This window comes from Streptomyces cadmiisoli, assembly GCF_003261055.1.
Taxonomy (GTDB): Bacteria; Actinomycetota; Actinomycetes; order Streptomycetales; family Streptomycetaceae; genus Streptomyces; species Streptomyces cadmiisoli.
Map to the genome: position 1 here is coordinate 527,290 of NZ_CP030074.1, position 24,286 is coordinate 551,575.

Annotated in this window: 12 protein-coding genes; 9 read left to right on the forward strand and 3 right to left on the reverse strand. The window is 69.1% G+C overall.

The genetic code is table 11. The features are described 5' to 3' along the window. Window positions 1–117: 117 nt before the first annotated feature. Both DN051_RS43135 and DN051_RS43140 read left to right on the forward strand, forming a co-directional pair. Window positions 118–3,798: a S8 family serine peptidase gene (locus DN051_RS43135; RefSeq protein ID WP_246041202.1), complete on the forward strand. Its 3,681-nt coding sequence runs from the start codon at window positions 118–120 to the stop codon at window positions 3,796–3,798. A 203-nt stretch (window positions 3,799–4,001) separates the two neighbouring features. Next, window positions 4,002–4,529, forward strand: a complete 528-nt coding sequence (locus DN051_RS43140; RefSeq protein ID WP_112443183.1) for a peptidylprolyl isomerase — start codon at window positions 4,002–4,004, stop codon at window positions 4,527–4,529. Between the two features lie 213 nt (window positions 4,530–4,742). Here DN051_RS43140 and DN051_RS43145 read toward each other — a convergent pair whose 3' ends face one another. Beyond that, window positions 4,743–6,317: an ABC transporter substrate-binding protein gene (locus DN051_RS43145; protein WP_246041203.1), complete on the reverse strand. Its 1,575-nt coding sequence runs from the start codon at window positions 6,315–6,317 to the stop codon at window positions 4,743–4,745. A 1,137-nt stretch (window positions 6,318–7,454) separates the two neighbouring features. Here DN051_RS43145 and DN051_RS43150 point away from each other — a divergent pair. Then, a complete protein-coding gene (locus tag DN051_RS43150; protein WP_162625196.1) occupies window positions 7,455–10,250 on the forward strand; it encodes a helix-turn-helix transcriptional regulator in 2,796 nt (931 codons plus the stop codon). Between the two features lie 21 nt (window positions 10,251–10,271). Here DN051_RS43150 and DN051_RS43155 read toward each other — a convergent pair whose 3' ends face one another. Beyond that, the gene (locus DN051_RS43155) at window positions 10,272–10,907 is read right to left on the reverse strand and encodes a helix-turn-helix transcriptional regulator (RefSeq protein ID WP_053763609.1); all 636 of its coding nucleotides are present in this window, start codon (window positions 10,905–10,907) and stop codon (window positions 10,272–10,274) included. Between the two features lie 612 nt (window positions 10,908–11,519). On the opposite strand from DN051_RS43155, the gene DN051_RS43160 reads away from it, so the two are divergent. Both DN051_RS43160 and DN051_RS43165 read left to right on the forward strand, forming a co-directional pair. Then, complete coding sequence (locus tag DN051_RS43160; RefSeq protein ID WP_112443186.1) at window positions 11,520–14,825, forward strand: right-handed parallel beta-helix repeat-containing protein; 3,306 nt, start codon at window positions 11,520–11,522, stop codon at window positions 14,823–14,825. Further along, a complete protein-coding gene (locus tag DN051_RS43165; protein ID WP_162625197.1) occupies window positions 14,822–16,075 on the forward strand; it encodes a S8 family serine peptidase in 1,254 nt (417 codons plus the stop codon). The genes DN051_RS43160 and DN051_RS43165 overlap by 4 nt, the downstream gene beginning before the upstream one ends. An 83-nt stretch (window positions 16,076–16,158) precedes the next feature. Here the strand turns inward: DN051_RS43165 and eccCa are convergent, their stop codons facing one another. Further along, window positions 16,159–20,085: a type VII secretion protein EccCa gene (gene eccCa / locus DN051_RS43170; protein ID WP_112443397.1), complete on the reverse strand. Its 3,927-nt coding sequence runs from the start codon at window positions 20,083–20,085 to the stop codon at window positions 16,159–16,161. 265 nt (window positions 20,086–20,350) lie between these two features. Between eccCa and eccD the strand changes: the two genes are divergently transcribed. The 4 genes from eccD (at window position 20,351) to DN051_RS43190 (ending at window position 24,281) form a co-directional block, all read left to right on the forward strand. After that, on the forward strand, window positions 20,351–21,745 hold the full coding sequence (gene eccD, locus DN051_RS43175; protein WP_112443188.1) for a type VII secretion integral membrane protein EccD: 1,395 nt from the start codon (window positions 20,351–20,353) through the stop codon (window positions 21,743–21,745). A 20-nt stretch (window positions 21,746–21,765) separates the two neighbouring features. Continuing rightward, the gene (gene eccB / locus DN051_RS43180) at window positions 21,766–23,247 is read left to right on the forward strand and encodes a type VII secretion protein EccB (protein WP_112443189.1); all 1,482 of its coding nucleotides are present in this window, start codon (window positions 21,766–21,768) and stop codon (window positions 23,245–23,247) included. A 313-nt stretch (window positions 23,248–23,560) separates the two neighbouring features. Continuing rightward, on the forward strand, window positions 23,561–23,896 hold the full coding sequence (locus DN051_RS43185) for a WXG100 family type VII secretion target (RefSeq protein ID WP_159054298.1): 336 nt from the start codon (window positions 23,561–23,563) through the stop codon (window positions 23,894–23,896). A 67-nt stretch (window positions 23,897–23,963) separates the two neighbouring features. After that, on the forward strand, window positions 23,964–24,281 hold the full coding sequence (locus DN051_RS43190) for a WXG100 family type VII secretion target (protein WP_162625198.1): 318 nt from the start codon (window positions 23,964–23,966) through the stop codon (window positions 24,279–24,281). The last annotated feature ends 5 nt before the right edge of the window (window positions 24,282–24,286 follow it).

The window sequence follows — 24,286 nt, forward strand, 5'->3', positions numbered from 1 at the left end:
CTGATGCTGGTTGGCGGAGGTGTGCCGGCCATGGCCTCGGCTCAACCAACTGCCCCCGGTCAAAAGGCAGTTCGCGCTACTGCTCCCACCGGGACGTCCGAGGTCTCCAACGCGACGGTGCGGCTGATCACCGGCGACCGGGTCACGGTCAGCGACGCGCCCGACGGGAAGAAGACGGCTTCGGTGCAGCGCGCGCCCGGTCGCGACGGGGTCTTCTTCCGGATCACCGAGAAGGACGGCGCCCTGACCGTCATGCCCTCCGACGCGGCGATGCTGGTCCGCGCGGGGCGGCTTGACGCCGACCTCTTCGACGTCACGTCCCTCATCGCCCAGGGGTACGACGAGGCGCACACCGACGCCCTGCCCGTGATCGTGTCCGCGCCCGACGGTTCGGCGCGTGCGGCGGTCAACCGGGTGGACGCACTGGCCGAGTTCCACGACGACTCCGCCGAGCCGCTGCGACTGCCCAGCATCGACGCCCAGGCACTGCGCGTCGCGGACCAGGACCTGGCGGCCTTCTGGAAGAAGCTCGCATCTGCGGCGGATGCGTCCCTGAAGAGGACGCTGGCGGCGACGCCGACGATCTGGCTGGACCACAAGGTGCGCCCCACGCTGGACCGGAGCACCTCCCAGATCAACGCGCCGGCCGCGTGGGCGGCGGGTCACCTCGGCAAGGGTGTCAAGGTCGCGGTCCTCGACACCGGCGCCGACCAGAACCATCCCGACCTCGCGGGCCGTGTATCTGAGGCGAAGGACTTCTCCGGCAGCGGCTCGACCGAGGACCGCTTCGGGCACGGCACACATGTCGCTGCCACCGCCGCCGGCAGCGGCGCCGCCTCCGACGGCGTGCACAGGGGCGTCGCGCCGGAAGCCGACCTGCTGATCGGCAAGGTGCTCGGGGACGGCGGTACCGGCAGTGAGTCCCAGGTCATCGCAGGCATGGAGTGGGCCGTGGCGCAGGGTGCCAAGGTCGTCAACATGAGCCTGGGCGCAGACATGGAGACCGACGGCACCGACCCCATGAGCCAGGCGGTCAACGAGATCTCCCGCAGCAGCGGCTCGCTCTTCGTCGTCGCCGCCGGCAACACCGGTGGCAGAGGCGAGATGACGGTCGGGTCGCCCGGCGCGGCCGATGCCGCCCTGACCGTCGGAGCCGTCGACCGCGACGACTCCCTGGCCGCCTTCTCCAGTCGCGGACCGCGCTTCGGCGACAAGGCGATCAAGCCGGACATCACGGCTCCGGGCGTCGGGATCGTCGCCGCGCGTGCCGCCGGCACGACCATGGGTGTTCCGGTCGACGACCACTACGTCGCGGCGGACGGCACGTCCATGGCCACGCCTCACGTGGCCGGTGCGGCGGCCCTGCTGGCCGGGCAGCACCCCGACTGGACGGGTGACCAACTCAAGGACGCGCTGGTCAGCACATCCCGTACGGTGTCCGGCCAGGTGCCGACCGAGCAGGGCGGCGGCCGCGTCGACGTCAAAGCGGCGTTCTCCGCCCCCGTCACGGCCACCGGCACGATCGCCATGGGCCCGTTCGACAGGGACGGCTCCCCCGTGGAGCGAGCCGGAGTGATCCGCTACACCAACCAATCCGACGACCAGGTCTCGTTGAGTCTGCGCGCCGCGCTGGCGACCAAGGGCGGCAGGGCACTTCCCGCGCAGGCGATCGAGCTGGGTCCTGACCCGGTCCGGATCGCCCCGGGTGCGACAGTGGAGATTCCGGTCGGCATCAACCCCGTGAAAGCGGGCGGCGGTACCTACTACGGCTACGTGACAGCCACGACCGCAAACGGCGTTCCGGTCCACACCACCGTCAGCCTGCGGGTGCGCGCCCCGATGCACAAGCTCACCATCGAGTCCCACGGACCGACCGGCGGCCCCATGGCGTGGAACATCCTGGATGTCTTCGGAGCGGACACGGACGTCCGGTTCACCGACTGGGGGGTCGCCGAAGTCGAGGAAGGCACCTATCTGGTCGGTGGGACGCGGTTGATCGACAGCGGTGACGGCGTCCGATTGATCCAGGTCATCGAACCCGAGGTGAGCGTCACAGAGGACACGACAGTGACCTTGGACGCGCGTGAGGCCAAGCTGATGCGTGTGCGCACGCCCAAGCCAGCCGAGCGCCGCAACAATCTGACGTACCAGATGTACCGGAAGATCGACGGTGTGCCCCTGACCGTGGCCACCTCCTACGTGGAGGGCTACGGTTCGGTGGACCTGTACGTGAACCCCACGCCGAAGGTCACCGAGGGCGAGTTCGAGTTCAACTCCCGCTGGGAGATGACCGCTCCCGAGGTCAGGACCGATGTCCGCGGCTCGGACATCGACCTGCAACCGCACTACGCCAAGAGGTCCACGCCGTTCGACCCGAAGGGGGAGCGGCTCACCGCCGTGGACGCGGGGACGACGGAGAACCCGGACCTGAGGCCCAGCACCGTGCGGGGCAAGCTCGCCGTGATCCGCGATGGCTTCGCGACGGACGGTCTCGAACTCGCGGAACAGGCCGCGAGGGCGGGCGCCAAGGGCCTCGTGACCGTTCTGCCTGAAGGGTTCATGGCCTGGACTCGATGGAAGCCGACGGAGACGCGCACCGCTGTTCCCGTAGTGCGGCTGAGCGCAGCCGACGGTGCTGAGTTGCTGCAGTACATGAACAAGCACAGGGCCGTCGTCGACATCTCCGGGACGGTAAGAAGCCCATACCTGTACGACATCACCGCGAACTGGCAGCAGATCCCGCAGGACGTGACCTACACCGTCACGGACCGCAACACCGCGCCGGTAAAGGCCTCCTACGCGGACACCGGGGCACTGGACTGGACCAGCGAGCAGCGCTTCAGCTGGCGTCCTTACCAGGAGTACAGCTGGGAGACGACACGCTGGGCGCCGACGGGAATGACGCGCACCGAGTACGTCACCTCCGGGGACACGGAGTGGATGCACTACGTCAACTTCATCGCCGGCCCCGACCTGTACCAGCCCGCGCCGATGGTGTGGGGCCTGCGGGATGCCCCCCGCACGTTCAGGGCGGGTGAGAAGGCTGAGGAGGCGTGGTACAAGGCCGTGCTGCGGCCGTCCATCCCCCGAGGCTGGGGTCGTCCTGCCGTCCGCGACGGCGACATCCTGCGCCTGGCGATTCCGGAGTACACCGACGCGGTGGCCGGTCACTGGGCCCGAAAGATCGCCAGGTCGGGGGGAGGCATCGGGAGGGCCGCGGCGCCCGGGATCTCGGAAGAACCGTCCTACGAGGGCGACACCGTGGCGGCCGTTCTCTACCGCGACGGCAAGAAGGTGCAGGAAGCCGACAGCGCTTGGGGGAGCTTCCGGATGCCGGCCGGGAAGGCCGACTACCGCCTGGACCTGACCACCGAGCGCGAGACCGAGTACTGGGAGACGGGCATCAAGACCGCCACGTCCTGGACGTTCCGCTCTGACACCGCAGCAGAGGAGACGCTGCTGCCTCTGCTCCAGGTCGACTACGACGTCGCGGCCGACCTGCGTAACAGGATCGACGGCGGTAAGCGGCACGACCTGGACCTGACCGTCCGGCACCAGGACGGGCTCGCCGCCCCCACCGGGGTCAGGCTCAAGGTCGAGGCGTCCTTCGACGACGGCCAGACCTGGACGGGTCAGGTCCGGGTCAAGGACCGCGGCCACAACCGGTTCACGGCCACCGTCGAGCGGCCGGAGGGCCACCGGCACGCGGAGTTCGTGACCCTCAGGGTCACTGCTTCCGACAAGGCTGGCAACACGGTCACCCAGACCGTGGAGCGGGCTTACCGACTCGGCAAGTGAGTGAATGCCTCCGCGGGAACTTCGCGGAGGCACCGGTCGGACAAGTGCGGCGGGTGCCGGGTCACGTCCCGGCACCCGCCGTTCGACGCCGTACCCGAACTCGGCCCTGACGCCCCACGCGGACATGCCCGGCGTGGACGCGAGCTATTTGTGCCGCCGCGTTCGTAGGGTGAGGTCCACGGCCGTACAAGGAAAGGTGCATCGTGGCTGAACAGCTCTACGCGACCTTGAAGACGAACCACGGCGACATCGAGGTGCGGCTGCTGCCGGACCATGCGCCGAACACCGTGAAGAACTTCGTGGAGCTCGCCACCGGCGAACGCGAGTGGATCAACCCGGAAACGGGCCAGAAGACCACGGACAAGCTCTACGACGGCACCGTCTTCCACCGTGTGATCGAGGGCTTCATGATCCAGGGTGGCGACCCCCTGGGCAACGGGACCGGCGGCCCCGGCTACAAGTTCTCGGACGAGTTCCACCCGGACCTCGCCTTCACCAAGCCGTACCTGCTGGCCATGGCCAACTCGGGCCCCGGCACCAACGGCTCGCAGTTCTTCATCACGGTCTCCCCGACCACGTGGCTGACCGGGAAGCACACCATCTTCGGAGAGGTCAGCACCGACGCGGGGAAGAAGGTGGTGGACACGATCGCCACCACCGAAACCAACCCCCGCAACGACCGCCCGGTCAACGACGTCGTCATCGAGTCGATCACGATCGAGGTGCGGTAGCTGTATTGATCACGGGCGCAGTCGACACTCGCGGGACTACGCAGCTGCTCACCGGTGAGATCGGCGATCCGGAACATCCGCTCGCCCGTCGAGATGTGCGGCGTCGAAGCACCCAGTTTTCATGCGAGCGGGGTGTGACCTGCGCGCTCATGCAAGCCGATGGTGCTCGGCCCGGTACGGCCGAGCACCTCGCTGCCCCGCAGCGAGCGACCGTCACTCGTCGTCGCGGCGCAGCTCCCACATCATCATGATGGAGGCCGGGTCCAGTGCTCGTTCCGCACCGGAGAGTTCCTTGGCCGCCGCGAGGAACTGCTTGCCTTGCCACAGTGGCAGCAGTCGCACATCCCTCGCAAGAATTTGCTGAGCCTCCTGGAACTGCACTTCTGCATCCCTACGATTGCTCTTGCGGCGGGACTGCGGTAGCAGTATCTCGGTGATCTTTGGCGACTCGTAGGGTATGCCAAGGGCATTCTGTTCGCCCACGAAGGGTGCGATGAAGTTGTCTGCGTCCGGGAAATCGGGGAACCAACCGCGACCGAACGCCGGGAATGCCCCGTTCTGATAGCCTTCCTGATACGTCTTCCAAGGGCGGCTTCTCAGCGTGACCTCGAAAAGGCCGGACGCCTCGAGTTGGCGCTTCAGTTCCTGGAACTCCAGTGCAGTTCCCGACCCGTACCGGTCGCTGGTGTACCAGAGCGACAGGGGGACGGGCTGGTCGATTCCCGCTTCGGACAGTATGTTGCGGGCTTTGTCGGCGCTGGGGTCGCCGAATTCTTCATAATAGGAATTGGTGTGACCGGTCAGCCCCGCCGGGACCATTGAGTAGAGCGGCTTGACGGTGTCCTTGTAAACGCCGCTGGCGATGGCGGCCCGATCCACCAGGTGGGCGACGGCCCTGCGCACGGCGAGTTTTCCGGTCCATGGGTCGTTCGGGTTGAACACCAGGTAGCTGATGTCGACGCCCGAACTCTCGGTGACGGAGATGTCCCTGCCGAATCTGCCACGGTGGAGTGCATCGATATCGGAGGCGGCAAGGCCCAAATAGGTGATGTCGATCTTCCGGTTCTTGAGGGAATTTGCCAGAGTGGAGGAATGTGAGAAGTAGCGAATGGTGACGGCGTCGTTCTTCAGTTCAGCATTGCCGTTGTAATGATCGTTGCCGGAGAGGCGTGCCTCCTTGCCCTCTTCGTAGTACTCCAGCGTGTACGGCCCGGATCCGGTGATCTGGCCGTCCTCGCGAACGGCAGTGGCTGGATAGTCGGCGGGATCGACGATGGACATCGCCGGAGTGGCAAGGAGGAACGGGAAAGTAGCGTCCGAGGACTTGAGTTGGAAGACCACCTCGTGATCGTCATTCACCCTGACGCTCTGCAGGTTGCCCAGCAAGCCTGCTGGACCGCCGGGGACATTTATCTCCTTGATCCGGTCGATGGAGTGCTTCACGGCTTGAGCGTCGAGCTTGTTGCCGTTGGTGAACGTCAGGTTGTCACGAAGGACACAGCGGTAGTTCAGGTTCGTCGCGTCGATGAACTCGCAACTCTCGGCTGCGTCGGGCACCGGATTGGTTGCGCCCGGGGGATAACTCAGCAGCGTCTGATAGACGTTGCGGAACAGCTCCCAGGAACTGTCCCAAGAGGCGGCCGGGTCAAGCGTACTCGGGGAACTCGTTGTTCCTACCACGATCGGCTGGCTGTCAGCTGAAAGGTCAGGTAGGAAACCTCCGCATCCGGCTACCAGCGGCACGGAGAGGACCGCCGCCAGGTGACGCAGATTCTTCTTTCGGTTCAAGACGTCTTGCTCCTTCAAATACCACACGTACGGTGGCAAACCAATTGCAGCGTCACAGGAGGAGGCACGGCTCGGGCTTGGTCATGGCCTGATCGCCGGCTGCGGAAAACTCTGCCCAAGGGACAGCGACGGCTCGTTCTCGATAACCGCCGCGGTCGTATGCGTGATGCTCGGCGTGGGCGATGTACTGGGATGCTGACGCGGCTCAACCTAGCGGTGGAGGATGTGCCTAGGCTCGCGCAGCCGCGATTGATGTCCTCTCGGCCCCGGAAGGGTTGCCCTTTCCTACCATCAGCCCCGAACAGCCTGCTGCCGCACGTTCAGGAAGTTCGGAAGCCCCAGGGGGAGCCCCCTGGCCCCGGAGGCAGGTCACATGGGCTTCGTTCCTGAGCGGGGTGAGATACGTGTGACGATGCACCCTATGCAACGTCTACATGGTTGATAGTCCGACATCCCGGGCTTCGTGTGGGCGCGCCCATAGGCACCCGAGGTGTCCCGTGGGGAAGACGAGCCCTGAGTCGGCGCGGGGGAACTGTTTTCTGCCCGATTGTTCCCAACCTCGTCGCATGAGGCGTTCGTTCACTCGTGTCCGGGATATGTTCTTCGCCAGCGGGCTCGTTCTTGTCCCCGTCTTGAGCGGGCCCGCATCATTCCAGGGCACACATGTCCGCCGTCGCGTGTTGAACACGCCTTCCGACGCCGGTGTGGCTCCCGGCCCAACGCGCCTGCGTAAGTAGCCGCCAGGGTGGAGTGCGCGAAGATTACGTAGTGTGTCGTACGTATGCCGCTCCGACCCTCGAAATAATCGCGATGTTGATCAAGCCCGGTCCCGGCGGTCCCGCCTGGACGGCGACACCGTCGGGCGCGTGACACCCCACAAGGCGGCCGCCCCGACGTCGATGTGAACGACCACGACACCTGCGAAGGACGGTCAGTGGCGCGCAGACCGGCCGAGGCCGAGCCGAGGTGTGCCCGGGCGGCGCTCCCGGAGCCGGCCCCGGGCTTCAGGTGTGCATACGAGCACGGCACCCCCCGAAAGGCAGGATGTGTGATTCACCCACTAATGTCGCTGGCAGCCTTCGCGTCGTCGTCGAAGCGGCGATGACAGTGGAAAGGGAGCACAAGGGCAGGACGGGTATGCGTGGTCTTCGGGAGTCTGCCGAACGTCCTGAGCTGATCGGGCGGACGGCCGAGCTGGCGATGCTCGGCAGGCTCATCGAGCAGGTGAGTTGCGGCGGGGCTTCGTCGGTGCTGCTGCACGGTGCGGCGGGCGTCGGCAAGAGTGCCTTGCTGGACGCGGTGGCGGCTCGCGCGAACGGCGCGGGGTTCCAGGTGCTGCGGGCCACCGGTGTGGAGTCCGAGGTCACCCTTCCATGGTCGGGACTTCACCATCTGCTGTACGGCCTGCGCGACGAACTGGACCGGTTGCAGGAGATGCAGAGGGAAGTCCTGGAACGGCTTCTGGGTCTTTCCCCGGGTCCTGCACCGGATCGGTTCGCGGTCTCGGCGGCCGTGCTGGCGCTGCTCCACGCCCTTGCGGAGGACCGGCCCGTGCTGCTGGTCCTCGACGACGCCCAGTGGCTCGACGAAGCCAGCGAACGCATCATCGCCTTCGTGCTGCGCCGCCTCGCACCGAAGCGGATCGGGTGTGTCAGCGCAGTTCGTGCGGAGTCGAAGGTCTGCCTGGACACGAGCGCCGTGTCGCAGCACCGAGTCGAATCCCTGGACGCTGCGGCCGCGGCCGCCCTGCTGGACAGCCGCTCTCCCGGACTGGCGCCGGCCGTACGGCGGCGGATGCTCGACGAGGCGGCCGGCAACCCGCTGGCGCTGCTGGAGCTTCCGGCACACCTGAGCGAGGAGCAGCTGTCGGGTTCCGCGGAGCTTCCCGGCTGGTTCTCCCTGAGCCACCAACTGGAGTCGCTCTACGCCGACAGGGTGCGCAGCCTGCCGAAATCGACCCGGGATCTGCTGCTGCTGGCGGCCTTCGATACGACAGGGAGCCTGCGCGCCATCTGGTCGGCGCTCCCGGGGGGCGGTACGGCCGCCGACTGCGCCGTGGTGCCCGCCGAGCGTGCCGCGCTGGTGAGGATCGACTCCGAGAACGGTCGTCTGGTCTTCCGGCATCCCTTGGTGCGTTCCGTCATCGTCCAGTTGGCCACTCCGGACCGACGCCGCTCGGCGCACCGGGCCTTGGGCGCGGCTCTCGTCGATGAACCCGAGCGGCAGATCGGCCACCTCATCGCCGGCCACCTCGCCCCCGACGACGTCGCGGCTCAGACGTTGGAGAGCGCCGCCCACCGGGCCGCGCGATGCGGTGCCTCGAACGCCGCCATCAGTGCCTTCCGCCACGCCTCGGCCCTCAGCCTCAAGCCCCAGGACCGCTCCCGTCGCCTGGCCATGGCCGCGTTCGCGTCCAGCCATGCCGGACGCCTGGACACCGCCGCGGACCTGCTGCGCAGCCTTTCGGACGAGCAGGCCGAGCCCGAAGACGCCGCACGAGCCGCCACGGCCGCCGCCATCCGGCTGATACACCGCGACGGCGACGTCCTGACAGCCCACCGGCTGCTGGTGCGCGCCCTGGACGATCTCATCGACGCTGCGGACGTCTCACCGGTCGTCGCCCAAGAACTGACCGACGACCTCTTCTACCTGCTGATCGAAGCCTCAACCTACGGCGGCGGCCCGCAGTTGTGGGAGGAGGTCGCCGCCCGGGTCGGACGCGTGTCGGAGTTCGCGAAGCTGGGGTTCGACGCACTGGCCGACCCCGTGCGCTGCGGCCGCACGGTCGGACCGCGGCTGCGCCGAGCGTTCGACATGATCCCGGAGGGCGCGGACCCCAAGCGCGTCACACAGCTGGCGCACATGGCCCTCTACTGCGACGACCTCGGCTGGTACCGCGGCAAGGCAGCGCGTGCCGCCGAAGTGTCGCGCGCCGGCGGCGCGTTCGCCGGCTGGGCGGCGACGACCCTGCTGCTCGCCCTGGACTCGTACCACACTGCCGGCTGGAGCGAAGCGGAGGCGATGCTCCGCGACGGACTGCGGGTGGCCCAGGAGTTCGGCTATACGACGCTCGGCTCCCGCATGCGCTACCAGCTGGCCCTCATCGAAGCCGGGCGTGGCCGGGTGGAGGCAGTCGAGGCACTGGTCCATCGGATCGTGGAGACATCTTTGCCTCAGGGCCTGGCCGCCGGAGAGGTCATGGCGAGGCAGCCTCTTGCGCTGCTCGCCCTGGGAAACGGCGACTACGAGACCGCCTTTCAGCACTGTGCCCGTATCAGCCCTCCCGGACGGTTCCCGGCCTATTCGCCCTGGGTGCTCTGGTCGTTGCTGGACCTGGTGGAGGCCGCCGTCATGACGGGCAGGACGGAGGAGGCGCGCGCGCATGTCGCAGCCGCCGTGAGAGCGGACGTCCGGTCTCTGTCGCCCCGGGTCGCCCTCGTCGTCGCCGGCGCCGTGGCTCTCACCGCCCCCGACGACGAGGCGCAGAAACGCTACGAGGAGGCTCTGGCGCTGCCGGACACCGCCCGTTACGGATTCGAATGCGCGCGCATTCGACTTGCTTACGGCCAATGGCTCATCGAGCAGGGGCGATGTGACGCTGCACGGCACGTGCTCAGGTGTGCCCTGGCGACGCTGGAGAACCTTGAAGCGCGGCCATGGGTGGAGCGGGCTCGCGCGGCGTACGGCGCGGCGGGAGCCGAGGCCGGTGCCCCGGACAAGGCGGCAGGCGTACGTCGCCAGTCCGGCGAGAGCGTCCTGACGTCCAGGGAGCTGGAGATAGCGAATCTGGCCGCCACCGGCAAGAGCAACAAGGAGATCGCTGAGCAGCTCTTCTTGTCGCAGCGCACGGTGAGCACGCATCTGTACAACATCTTCCCCAAGTTGGGCATCAACTCCCGGGCCGGGCTGCGTGATGCCCTCCTGGCCCTGTGACATGCAGACCGTGCGGAAGTTTCACAGGATCCCGATGCGGGCCGCGTAGCCGACCGCGTGGGTGCGGTTGCGGAGCCCCAAGCGGGCGAGCATCCCATGGATCGCGTTCTTTATGGTGCGCTCCGAATAGCTGAGCTTCTCGGCTATCTCCTCCGTGGTCCAGCCTTCCGAGAGGAGTCGGACGATGTCGATCTCGCGCTCCGACAGCGTGAAATCGGAGGATTCGGAGACCTGCATCGCGCGCAGACCTTCGACCAGTTTGCGGACCAGCTCCGCCGGAAGGTAGGCGTGACCGGCCCGGCTGCTGACGATGGTGGAGAGGATGTGCTGCATCTCCGTCTGGCGGCGCGGGAGGAAGCTCACCAGCCCGTGGCTGATGGCCCCCGTCAGCTGGGCCTCGGTGATGCTGTCGGCCACGAGGACCACGCGCATGTCCGGATTACCGGTCTCCAGAGAGGCTTTCCTGATGCCGGCGAGTGTCTGGGACGTCACGTCCGTCGCGAGCACCACCATCACATCCGCCCTGGCCCGGTCCTCGAAGCCGAGCACTTCCACCATCTGCGGCCGGGAGCGCAGATACCCCGTCACGCCCTCGCGGGTCACTGGGTCGTTGGCCAGTACGACGACCGTGGGCGGCCGCTCGGGACCCGTACTCACTTGTGGGAACTCCTCGATGCGTGCACGGTCGGCCGGTCTCCGTAAAGGTGTACGGGATGGGAGTGGGGGTTCCATGGGACGCCTCTGGGATCGGGTTTGCGGGCGACGTCAGGAAGGAGCGGGTGGGTCCGCGCCGCCTGACAGAGAGCCTGCCTGCGAAGGGCGGTCGGATCCATACGTGCAATGACGCAGATCGCCTGGTGCACGGCTCGGCAGCCCTCCACGATGACGTACTCACTCGCCCGCCCGGGACGGGGGTCGGACGTGCCGGGGAGCGTGACCGCCTCCGCGAGCCGGGATGCCCGGAACCGTCACATGGTGGCTCGGCCTCCGGACATGATCGTGCGGCCGGTGTCCGCCATCCAGCCGGTTGCCTCTCTGTACCCTTCGCTCCTGCCCTTATGGCCCCACCGTCGTTTCCGGCATGGTCGAGTGCTCGGAGCAAGGCCGATGCTGAGGCCAGCAATTGGGCCGTCAGCCGACTGTCGCCGCAGGTGGAAGCAGGTGTCAACTCACCTGCAGGCCCGTGGGGATGACCTGGTCGGTGCGTGCATGATGGGCCTGTCACACCCGGCACCGGCTCCGGGCCAAGGGGGGTTCCGCGGTGCCACGATGAGGAGGTTCCCGCTCGTGTCACGCCAGGTACTGCACGTCGGCCCGTCGCGGTCCGATGCCTACCGCACACTCGGCGAAGCGCTCAGCCGGGCCCGCAGCGGCGCCGTGATCAGCGTCGCGCCGGGGCAGTACCCCGAGAACCTGGTGATCACGACACGTGTGACCATCGCCGCGGAGCAGGCGCGCGGTACCGTGCACATCTGCCCGCCGGAAGGCAGCGCGGTGGTGCTGAAGGCGGACGCCATGATGATGACGGACCTCGTCCTGCGCGGACGCGACGAGAACGTGCCGGTGGTGGCCGTGCTGCGCGGCCAACTGGCCCTGGACGGCTGCGAGATCAGCGGCGCGGCGTGGACGGCGGTACTGGCCAGGGACAGTGGCGCGCTGGCCATGAGGGACTGCCGCGTGAGCAACCCGGGCGGGGCGGGCGTGGTGGACACCTCCGGTGAGGAATCCTCCGTCGAGTCCTCCGTGATCGAGAACCTCGGCACGAGCGGGATCGTGCTGTCCGAGCAGAGCAGCATGGTCGTGCGGGGGTGCAGCATCAGGGACGCCCGGGGCAACGGCGTACTGGCGAACGGCTCCGCCCGCGGCTCGGTGGAGGACTGCGACATCTCGTCGACCGACAAACCGGCCATCGCGCTGGAGGAGCAGAGCAGTACGCGGATCCTGCGCACGGTGGTGCATGACACCAGCACCGGCGTGCAACTGTCGAGTGCGGCCCGCAACGAGCTGGAGGAAGTGCGCGTCACCGGAACCGTCTCCGCCGGGATCATCCTGAGCAACGGCACCGATCCCGTGCTGCGCCGCTGCCGCACCGCACGCACCAAGGGCCCGGGCCTGTTGGTGACGGACCGGGCCCGGGGCACCTTCGAGGACTGCTGGCTGGAGTCCTCGGAGGTCGCCGCTCTCCGGGTGGACGGCCCGGCGGCGCCGGTGCTCATCGGGCTGTCGATACGCGGCAGCGCGACGGGCGCCACGTTCACCGACGGCGCCACCGCCGAGCTGGACCGCCTGGAGTTGCAGGATGTCCGAGGCACCGCCATCTCGGTTCGTGGCGCCGCGAACCCGCTGATCCGACGTGCCAGACTGCGCGGGGTCGGCGGTCGCGGTGTCGAGGTGACGGAGTCCGGGCGAGGGCGCCTGGAGGAGTGCCACCTGCAGGAGACCGGTGAATCCGCGGTCCATGTCTCGGACGGAGGCAACCTCTACATCGGTGGCAGCAGGATCGAGGAGCCGCGCGCACACGGGTTGGTGATCGGCTCCGACGCGGCGGCCACCCTGCGGGACTGCGTGGTCGTCGCCGCGAAGAACACGGGTGTGCACGTCGGATCCGGTGGCGAGCTGACGGCGACTCGTCTGCGGGTGCACCGGGGAGCCGAGCACGGCGTCCTGATCGCCGACGGTGCCCGCGCCTCGATCAACTCCTCCGAGGCCAGCGCCTGCGGTGGGGACGGCTTCCGCATCGACAGCTCCGAGTCCGTCTCGCTCAGCGGCTGCTCCGCCCGCGAGAACCAGGGCGGCGGCGTCGTGCAGACCCGGCCCGGTGACCGTGTGTCCGTGGAGAACCTGGCTTCCCTCGACAACGGTGCGCCCGACGCCTACGGCGACGCGGCGCTCGACCATCTCGACCCCGGCCGGCTGGGCCAGGACGCCGGCCCTCTCTCGGAGCTCGACCGGCTGATCGGGCTGGAGAACGTCAAGCACCAGGTGCGCACCCTGGTGAGCCTCGCCCAGCTCGCCCGTCGCCGCGCCGAACTCGGGCTGCCGTCCCCGCCGATGGCCCGCCACCTGGTCTTCGCCGGGCCGCCCGGTACCGGCAAGACCAGCGTGGCCAGGCTCTACGGGTCGGTCCTCGCCGGTCTCGGGGCACTGCCGAAGGGGCATCTCGTCGAGGTCTCCCGGGCCGACCTCGTGGCCCAGGTGATCGGTGGTACCGCCATCAAGACCACCGAGGCGTTCCAGAGCGCGCTCGGCGGTGTGCTCTTCATCGACGAGGCATACAGTCTGCTGTCCGACGGCGGCCGTTCCGGCGCCGACTTCGGGCGTGAGGCCGTGGACACGCTGCTGAAGCTGATGGAGGACCACCGCGAGGAGGTCGTCGTCGTGGTGGCGGGCTACTCCGACCGCATGCAGGAGTTCCTGGCCTCCAACCCCGGACTGCAGTCCCGCTTCTCCCGCACGGTCGAGTTCGAGAACTACACCGTGCCCGAACTCGTGGCGATCATGGAGAGCATGTGCGGGTCGCACCAGTACGAACTCGGTGAGGGCACACGTGAGGCGCTCACGCTGTTGTTCGAGCGGATGCCCCGCGACGCCTGCTTCGGCAACGGCCGCGCGGCCCGGCAGGTGTTCGAGGAGATGGTGGACCGGCAGGCGTTCCGGCTCGCCACGCTGCGCGATCCCGAAGCCAGTGACCTGACCACGCTGCTCCCGGTGGACGTCGGCGAGCGGGAGGCCGCGGAGGTCGCCGGCACCGGCGCGGCGGAGAGCGGCACACCGTTGGAGCGGCTGAACGAGCTGATCGGCCTCGCCTCCGTGAAACGGGACGTCACCGACCTGGTCAACCTGCTCGGCACGGCGCGGCGCCGGGAGGCCGCGGGCCTGCCCGCGCCGAGGATCAGCAACCACCTTGTCTTCACCGGCCCACCGGGCACCGGCAAGACGACGGTGGCCCGCCTCTACGCGGAACTGCTGGTCTCGCTCGGCGCACTTCCTCGCGGTCAGCTCGTCGAGGTGTCCCGGGCCGACCTGGTCGGGCGGTACATCGGGCACACCGCCCAGCTCACCCGTGAGGTCTTCGAACGGGCCCGGGGCGGTGTGCTGTTCGTCGACGAGGCTTACACCCTCACCCCGTCCGGCGCCTCCGGCGCGGACTTCGGCCGCGAGGCGGTCGACACGCTGCTGAAGCTGATGGAGGACCACCGCGACGAGGTCGTCGTGATCGTCGCCGGCTACACCGCGCAGATGGCCGACTTCCTGGCCTCCAACCCCGGTCTGGCCTCCCGCTTCTCGCGCAGGGTCGAGTTCGCCAACTACTCCTCCGACGAACTGGTCACCATCGTGCGTCAGCACGCGTCGGCGGCCCATTACGACTGCGGGCCGGGGACCGCCACGGCGTTGCGCGCCTACTTCGACGCCGTACCCCGAGACCAGACGTTCGGCAACGCGCGGCTCGCCCGCCGGATCCTCGAAGGCATGATCACGAGGCAGGCGGGCCGGCTCAGCACGATGTCGGCGCCCTCCCTGGAAGAACTGCGCACCCTGCTGCCCGAAGACCTGACCGAAGCGGTGGTGTCGTGAGCGCCACCGGGAGGCCGTGGGCCGGCATGCCGTCGGCGCCCGACCCGATGGGGCGGTCGTGCGCCCGCCGCGCCTGCTCGGGCGGCACCGCGGCCGGCCTGGTGTCCGCCGCGGCCGCGCTGTCGCTGCTGCTGCCCTTGCCGGCATTCGCGGCCGGACGTGACACAGCGCGTGCGGAACCGGTGGAACTGCCCGTCATGCCCGCCGTCCTCGAAGACGGGGACCCCTGCACGGGGAGCTCCTCCCGGATGGTGCGGGCCGAGCCCGCCTACCAACGGACACTGAACCTCCAGCAGGCCTGGCGGTTCAGCCGAGGCGGCGGCGTCGAAGTCGCGGTCGTGGACACGGGTGTCGCGACCGGGACCGCCAGGCTGGCGGGCCGCGTCACACCCGTCAGCGGCACCGACGACTGCGTGGGGCACGGCTCGTTCCTGGCCGGCATCGTGGCGGCCGCTCCGGCGACCGCCACGCGGTTCAGCGGAGTGGCGCCCGACGCACGCATCCTGGCCGTGCGGGGTACCGACCAGCGCGGAACCGCCACCGCTTCCACACTCGCGGCAGGCATACGGGCCGCCGCCGACGCGGGCGCTCAGGTGATCCTGGTGGGTCCGGCACTCGCCCGGAAGTCGTCCGAGCTCACCGGTGCGGTGGAGCACGCCGCAGCACGGGACGCCCTGGTCGTGGCTGCCGCGTCACCACCGCTGCGACGCGGCGAGGAACCCGGCACGGCCAGGGACTACTGGCCCGCGGCACAGCGCGGGGTGCTGTCCGTGGTGGGGACGGCGCAGGACGGCTCCCTGCCCGACGGTACGGCCGTCCCGAAGGACGCGGACCTGTCCGCGCCCGGCAGCGGAGTGATCGGTGTCGGTCCGCGCGGCAACGGCTACTTCATCGGCAGCGGTTCGCCGCTCGCGGCCGCCTTCGTGGCCGGTGCCGCGGCACTGGTGCGCGATCGGTACCCGGAGCTGTCCGCCGACGCGACCGCCGAGCGCCTCACGCGGACCGCCTATCCCGCCGACGTACCCAGGATGGACGTCTACGCGGCGTTGAGCAGCGCCGCGGCCGGGCGCGAGCCGGTGGCGGAGCCGCCGCTCGTCCCGGCCCGGATCCCCTCCGACGAACCCACCGAGAACGCGGTGCGCCGCGGCACACTCCTGGCCGGAGCCGGTGCGGTCACCGCGGGCGCGGTGGCCTGGGCGGGGCTGGTGGTACGCCTTCGTCGACGACGTCGCCACGGCACCACCGACTGAGGAGCCGGCGGACGCCCGGCCTGTCTGCGGGCCGGGCACCGGCCCGGCGGGGGCGGTCTGTGAGGCCGCCCCCGCCGGCGCTGTCACCGGTCCTGGTCCCCGTGTGACAGCGCCGTCTGCACCATCACCGGCTTGCGGCGCACGAAATAGTGCCCACGGCCGGCCGGGAGGTTCTTCGGCTTGAAGTTGCCGAACATGTAGCCCTCCGTAGGGGGGCACGACAGCAGCAGACCGGGCGCGTTCGCCTCGTCCATCCGCCGCATGAGCGGATCGGCCATCGCCCGCGAGGCGCCCGTCGCCGATCGGGCCACCACCACGTTCAGACCCACTTCGTGTCCCAGCGGCAGGAACTCGAAGAACGGTGCCAACGGGTGCCCCGTCAGACCGCCGCCCAGCAGCTCGTAGTCGTCGACCAGCACGAACAGACGCGGGCCCGACCACCAGTCGGCCAAGGGCATCCTCGCCGGGGTGATCTCCGGTCCGGGCAGCCGCTGCTTCAGTGCGTCCGCCGCACCGGTCACCAGTTCCTGCAGCACCTGAGCCGATACGGCCGTACCCAGGCGGTACTCCTCGGGCACCGCATCCGCCAGACTGCGACGGAAATCCACGGTGAGGATCCTCGCCTCGTTGGGCGCGTACCGGGCGACGACCGACTGCGCGATCAGCTTCAGCAGGTTGGTCTTGCCGCTCTCCGTGTCGCCCACCACCGACAGGTGCGGGGTGCGGCCGAAGTCGTGCCACACCGGCGCCAGATGGTCCTCGTCCATGCCGATGACCAGCTTCAGCGCCTCGCCGTCCCGCTGCGGGGCAGGCAGGTCGTCGGCCGGCAGACGGGCGGGCAGGGTACGCACCGGCGGTGCACCGGGCCCCTCCCACGCCTCGGACACCCGGGCGACCAGATGCGTCACCCCGTCCGACAGGTCCTCCGTGCTCTCCTGCCCGTCGATGCGGGGCAGCGCACTCAGGAAGTGCAGTTTCTCGCCGAAGGTCAGTCCCCGCCCGCCGCTGTTGGGCACCTCCCTGGCCTTACGGGTGTCGATGAGCGAGTCGATGCCGTCACCGAGGCGCAGCTCGAGTTTGGTCGCCGCCTGGTCGCGCACCTGTGCCGACAGCTCCACCCACCGCGTCGTCGTCACGATCAGGTGGACGCCGTAGTTCAGGCCCTGGGAGGCGATCTGGTTCATCACCGGCATCAGATGGTCGAAGTCCTGCCGGACGGACTGCCAGCCGTCCACCACCAGGAACACGTCCCCGTGCCGCTCGTCGGGGAAGTCACCGCGCGCACGGCGCTTGCGGTAGGTGGCCATCGAGTCGATGCCGTGGTCGGCGAAGAACTGCTCGCGGTGCGTGAGCACCGCCGTGACCTCCGCGACCGTTCGTTTGATCCGGTCGGCGTGCAAGCGCGCCGCCACCCCGCCGACGTGCGGCAGCCCGGCCAGCTGCGCCAGCGTTCCACCGCCCAGGTCCAGACAGTAGAACTGCACCTCGGCCGGGGTATGGGTGAGCGCCAGCGCCGAGATCAGCGTCCGCACCAGCGTCGACTTGCCGCTCTGCGAGCCGCCGCCGATCGCCACGTGCCCACCGGCCCCTGACAGGTCCACCACCAGTGGGTCACGCCTTTGATGGAACGGCTTGTCGACGATGCCGACCGGCACCCGCAGCTGCCCGCTCCCCGGCCAGTCGGCCGCCACCAGCCCCCGCTCCCCGTCGACAGCCGGCCCCGGAAGCATCCCGTCGAGCGTCGGCGGGTCGTTCAGCGGCGGCAGCCACACCTGGTGCGCGGGCGGTCCAGCGTCCCGCAGCCGCTCCACGGCAACGTCGAGCAGCGACTCCGCGCTCTCCTCGTCCTCCCGTACCTCCGGCTGCGGTGCAGCCACGGGTTCCCGGGGCACCACCCAGCCCGTCGTCCACGGCACGATCTGGTGGGCGACGTGCGCCTGGACGGTGGCCGACAGCCGCCGCCGGTAAGGTCCGGACACATACGCGGCCCGGAACCGGACCAGTCCCTCCGTCCCGTGCTTGAGGAACCCCGCGCCCGGCTGGGACGGCAGTTGGTGCGCGTCGGGCACCCCGAGCACACCTCGGCTCTCGATGGCCGAGAACGTCCGCAGACCGATCCGGTACGACAGATGGCTCTCCAGCTGATGCATCCGTCCCTCGTCCAGTCGTTGCGACGCCAGCAGCAGATGGATGCCGAGCGACCGCCCCAGGCGGCCGATCATCACGAACAGCTCCATGAAATCCCGGTGCGCCGCCAGCAGCTCGCTGAACTCGTCGACCACGACGAACAAGCTGGGCAGCGGAGCCAGGTCCGCGCCCTGCGCACGGGCCTTCTCGTACTCCAGCGCCGAGCTGTAGTTGCCGGCGGCCCGCAGCAGCTCCTGGCGACGTATCAGCTCACCCTGAAGCGCGTCCTTCATACGGGCGACCAGGGCCACCTCGTCAGCCAGGTTCGTGATCACCGCGGAGGTGTGCGGCAGCGAATCCAGGCCCAGGAACGTGGCACCGCCCTTGAAGTCCACGAGGACGAAGTTCAGCGTCTCCGAGGAATTCGTCAGGGCGAGCGCCAGGACCAGCGTGCGCAGCAGTTCGCTCTTGCCGGAGCCGGTTGCCCCGATGAGCATGCCGTGCGGACCCATACCGCCCTGGGCCGACTCCTTGATGTCGAGTTCGACGGGCTGACCGTCCACACCGACGGCCACGGGCACCCGCAGCCGGGCCGCGCCGGTCGCACGCTGCCACAGGAGGGCCGGTTCGTGGCGGTGCAGATCGGCGATCGACAGCAGGTTCGTCAGCTCGGTGTCCGTGCTCAGCGGCTCCGAGGTGTCCGTCCCCATGCTCATCCGGAAGGGAGCCATGATGCGCGCCAGTGACTCCGCCATCTGCGGACCCATGGCGTCCGGCCGGCCCAGCGCCGTCGACTGCTCCTTGCGGGACTTGTCGGTGCGCACCAGGGCGACCTTGCCCCGCTGCACGTCCAGCCGCAGCGTGGTGCGCCCGGGCCGCCACTGCAGCTCCCCGGACACATCCACCACCACGACATTGCGATACCCAGATCCGTTGAACCGGTGGTCGGCGGCGAACCGCACGCTGTCGACCACCACGACCGTCAACGGTTCGTCCCTGCCCGGAACGGCATCGGGATCGAACACCGGCCGCTCGAAGACATCGGCGCCCAGCAGATCGTCCAGCTCGTCCACAGTGGACGCGGACATCCGTACCGCTCCGGCCCCGTCGTGCTCGTGCGGATGCAGGTGATGCGGCAGCCACTTCGCCCATTCCCATTCGCTACGCCGCTCCTCCGCGACGCACAGTGCGATCCACAGTTCGTCCGGCGCGTGGAACACCGACAACTGGGCCAGTGTGGCCCGCACCAGGTCACGGCGCGCCGCCTCGTCGCCGCGCAGCAACACCTTCGACCACGACCGCAGATACAGGGCGATGGGTTGCTCCGGAACCGTGGCGTAGGCACGCACGAACCGGCGCAGCGCGTGCGCGCTCAGCGGCTCCAGATCCTCCACCGGCATGGTCGCGGCGGGAGTCATCTGCAACGCCAACTGCTGGTCGCCCACCGCGATCCGGGTCTCGCCGAAGTCGTCGTCGGCAGGCCGCCGTTCCCACAAGCGTGTCGTGCGCACCAGAGTGCGCAGCGTGGCGGGCTCAGGGTGACGCCATGCCAGTGCTTGCTGCTGCTGCACCACGGCACCACGCACCTGCCCGCGCACCTGGGCCAGATACCGCAGGTAGTCACGCCGCTCACCGCGCAGGCGCTGCTTGCGCTCACCGCTGCGACGCGCCCACTGCCCGACCAGCATGACCACCGCGGCGAGGAGCATCATGCCCAGCGCCACATAGCTGAGCATGTTGTTGCTCTGCCCGGGACGCAGGAACATGAACATCATGGATCCGGACATCATCGCCATCGGCAAATAGGTCCACACCGCGGAACTGTCCGGGACCACCTCCGGCAGGCCGGGCGGCTCCTGCAGGCTCAGTTCGCCGTCCGGCATCTCCGGGCCCCGGCGCCGAGCCGGCCGCCGGAAGAGAACCACACTCAACGGAAAGTCTCCTTAACGCGGCGCGCGTCAGCACGCCCGCCTGGGCGAAAGAGGGCCCTGCCCGGAACATGCACATGGGTGAGTGTGGGTGTGAACCGGCAGGCTCGGAAGAAGACTTGGCCCGCTCAACGGACCGAAGTCGGCCCGAGTAGTGTGCAGCCGATCCGCGCGATTCGAAAGCCGGTCTGATGCAGCTCAGAGAAAATTCTTCCTAATCATGCCCGAATCTTCCATTGCAGGGCTGTGCCGTCTTACCGTCCGCACCCCTCACAGTTCCCTCGACCTCGTGGTGCCCTCCGACGTGCCGGTGGCCGACCTGCTCCCCGCCGTCCTGCGCCATGCCGGCCCCGACACCGAAGAACATGGCCTGGAACATGCGGGCTGGGTCCTCCAGACACTCGGCGGCAAGCCCCTGGAGGGCGAAGGCACTCTCACCTCGTCGAACGTCAACGACGGTGAAGTGCTCTATCTGCGCCCCCGCACCGACCAGCTCCCCGAAGTACGGTTGGACGACCTCGTCGACGGCATCGCCGACAGCATGCGCGACCGCCTGCACACCTGGGGCCCGCGCAGCAGCCGCATGCTCCTGCGCGCACTCACCGGATTCGCCGTGTGTGCCGGCCTGCTCATCCTCGCCTCACCGGGGCTGACCTCCTCCACACGTGTGACCGCACTCGCTGTCACCGCCGCACTGCTCCTGGCGGCTGCGGCCACCGCCGGTCGAGCGGCCGACGACGCGGCCTCCGCAGCGGTCCTCGGCAGCTTCGCACCGCCGTGCATCGCCCTGGCCGGTGCCCTGGTGACGGGCAGCGCCGGAGGCCGGGGCGACGAGGCGCTCGGTGCCGCCCTGCTCGCGGCAGGTGCTGCCGGCGCCGGCTCCGCCGCCCTGGCACTGGCCCTGGTCGGAGTACACACGCCGTTCTTCTCGGCGCTGATCCTCGCCGCTCTCGCCGGCACCTCGACCGGCGTCCTCATGGCATTCGCCGGACTGCACCTCGAAGAGGCCGCCCTGGTCATCGCGTCCATCGGCGCCATGGTGAGCCCGTTCGTCCCGTCCCTGGCCTTCAAACTGGCCGGCATGCGCATGCCCTTCCTGCCGTCCACCCCGAGGCAGCTGCAGGATGACATCGAGCCGTACTCCAGCCAGAACGTCGCTTCCCGCACCGAGATCGCCAGTACCTGGATGACGGCCCTCTACGGCGCCGTCGGGGCCGTGGTCACCGTCTGCTTCGCGGCAGCGGCCACCAGCCAGGCCGCACCCGACCGCATCACCGCAGCCGTTCTGTCCCTGCTTCTGCTGCTGCACGGCCGGAGCATCGGAAACGTCTGGCAGCGTCTGTCCATGGTCCTGCCAGGGGCAGCCGGACTGGTCATGCTCGCGCTGTCCCTGGCCACGACCGCGCAGCCGGGAACCAGGCTGCTGCTGGCGGCCGCCGCTCTCGCCACCGGCGGCGTCCTCGCCGTCGCCTCGTGGTTCCTGCCGGGCCGCCGGATCGTTCCGCACTGGGGCCGTGCCGCCGAAATCCTGCACAGCGCCCTCGCGATGAGTCTGCTTCCGCTGCTGCTGTGGGTCCTGGGCGTCTTCGGCCGGCTCCGCGGCTTCAATGGCTGAACGAGGAACGGAAACACACCATGCAGTCCAAGCGTGATCAGGTCCAGGCCCATATGTTCGTCATGGGCCGGCTCAACTCCGGCATGCTCAACGGCGAACCCGACGCTCCCGAGAGCCCTCTGGCCCGCACCAGCCGCGGACTGGTGTTCGGCATCGTGATAGCCCTGGTCATCTCGGCCGGCGCTTTCATCTTCGGACTCCTGTCACCCGGCGGCAACAACTCCTGGCGCAACGGCACCGCGCTGGTGGTGAACAGGGACACCGGAGCGCGCTACCTCTATCTCGACGGCCGCCTACGCCCCGTCCGCAACTATGCCTCCGCCCGGCTCCTCGGTGGCAAGGACCTCACCGCCGTCACCGTCCGCACCCGCTCCCTGGCCGACACACCCGTCGGCACACCGGTCGGCATCGAGGGAGCGCCTGACAGCGTGCCCGGCCAGGATCAGCTGGAACGCGGAGCCTGGCGGGTCTGCTCGGCCCCCGACAGCGACACGGCGACCGCACAGTCTCCGCGGTCGGCAAGCACGTACCGGACGATCCTGGCCGTGGGCGGAACGTCCGCCGGCCGATCTCTCAGCCAGCGACAGGCCGCGCTGCTCAAGGGCCCCGACGGCGCACTCCACCTGATGTGGCGCGGCAGCAGGCTCCGCCTGGACAAGACCGGTGGAGCCGTGACCTCCCTCGGCTACGGCTCGGCCGTGGCCCGTCCGGTCACCGCGGCCTTCCTCGACGCCCTGCCCGCCGGACCGGATCTGGCGCCTCCCCGCGTTCCCGGCCTGGGTGAACCCGGCCCGGAGCTCGGCGGCAGCGGTACACGTGTCGGGCAGCTCTTCCAGGTGCAGGTACCCGGCGGCACCCCCGTCTGGCACGTTCTCGCCCGCGACGGCCTGCGTGCGCTGACCGAGACCGCCGCGGCACTCCTCCTCGGGGATCCCAAGACCCGTACGGCCTACGACGGCAAGGCTCCCCAGCCCCGCGTACTCGGTTCGGACGTCCTCGGACGCCACCTCGCGCCCACTGCCGCGGACACCTCCGACACCCTGCCCGACGCACCGCCACAGCTCGCCGACATCACCACCGGCACGGCTCTGTGCACCGTTGTCGAACCCGGCGGCTCCGGCGGCACCAAGGTCTCGGGCGCTCTCGTGCCCGTCACCGGCCTCGCTCCGCTCGCCCAGCACACGGCGGAACCCACCGCGCCCGCCTGCAACCCCGTCGACGGCGTCGTGGTCCCACCCCGGCGCGGCGCACTCGTGCACGTCCTGGGCGCCGCCGGCGGCCCGCTCGGCGACACCACCTACCTGGTCACGGAGTACGGGATCAAGTACCGCGTCCACGGGGACAAAGCTCTGGAAGCCCTGGGATACACCGGTCGGGAAGCGGTCCAACTGCCCTCCCCACTCGCCGCGATGCTCCCCACCGGTCCTGACCTGACCCCCGAAGCCGCCACCGGTGCCACCTCGCCAAACACCACCACGGCCGCCTGCACGAAGCGCTCCTGACCGACAGTCACCTGCACATGGCCTTACGAGGCCGCCCCGGACTCCATGCGAAGCCGGCCAGGCACTGTCCACCGGGAGACACATGTCGCGGCACCGGACACAGCGGCACGCCTTTGCGGCCTCCTGGCAGGTCTGGGTGATCGGGCATCCTCGGCTGCCCGATCATCCCCAACTCCCGTCCGACGAGCTGAGTGACATGCGCACGGTGCAATAGCGTGCCGCTCAGACCGCCCCGGTGACCGGCGAGCGAGTCCGCTTCCGGCCCCGTCGTCACGGCTGGTTCGGCCGCTCCGGTGTTGAGAAGGAGACAGCAATGACGACGCCCCCAGGGATGATCTCCGGAGACAGCGGTGAGAACCAGCAGGCGATCCAGCGTCTGTCCGAGGCCAGAGCGGCCATCCAGGGGCATGTCGACGGAATCGACGGCCAGGTGGGCAACCTGGAACAACAGTTCCGAGGTTTGGACGGTCTGGCCTACAGCGACCTGCTCAAGGATTGGCTCGGCCACGTGATGAAGATCGTGAACGACCTGAGCCGCATCATCGACACCTACGGGGACACCGCCCGGATGCAGAGCGATCAGACCGCCACGAGCACGGACGCGGTGATCGCTCGGAGGGCCGCCCACAACGCCCTCATGGGCGGTTGACGCATCACACGTTTGCGCGCAGCCCTGATCGATCGAGTTCCTCACCCAACCAAGGAGTGTGCAAGCCGTGTCCACGCCCGCAGGCGGACCAGACATCTACATCGACCCCAACGGGACGATTGTCACCGCTGAGGAACTGCAGGAAGTCAACAACAGGGTTCGTCAGATCGTCACCGATCTCCAGGCCGACATCCGGGCGAGGTTCACCCAGTGGCAGGGGGCGTCCCGCGAGGAGTACGAGGTTGTCCAGGCGCAGTGGGAGGGCGACATGAACGCGGCGTCAGCCGCTCTCGACGGCCACACCGGCCTGCTGATGGACCTCGCGGACGGATGGAACCGGACGGACGCGCGAGGGACGGATCTTTGGCGGGGCGTCCGGGGCTGAACCGC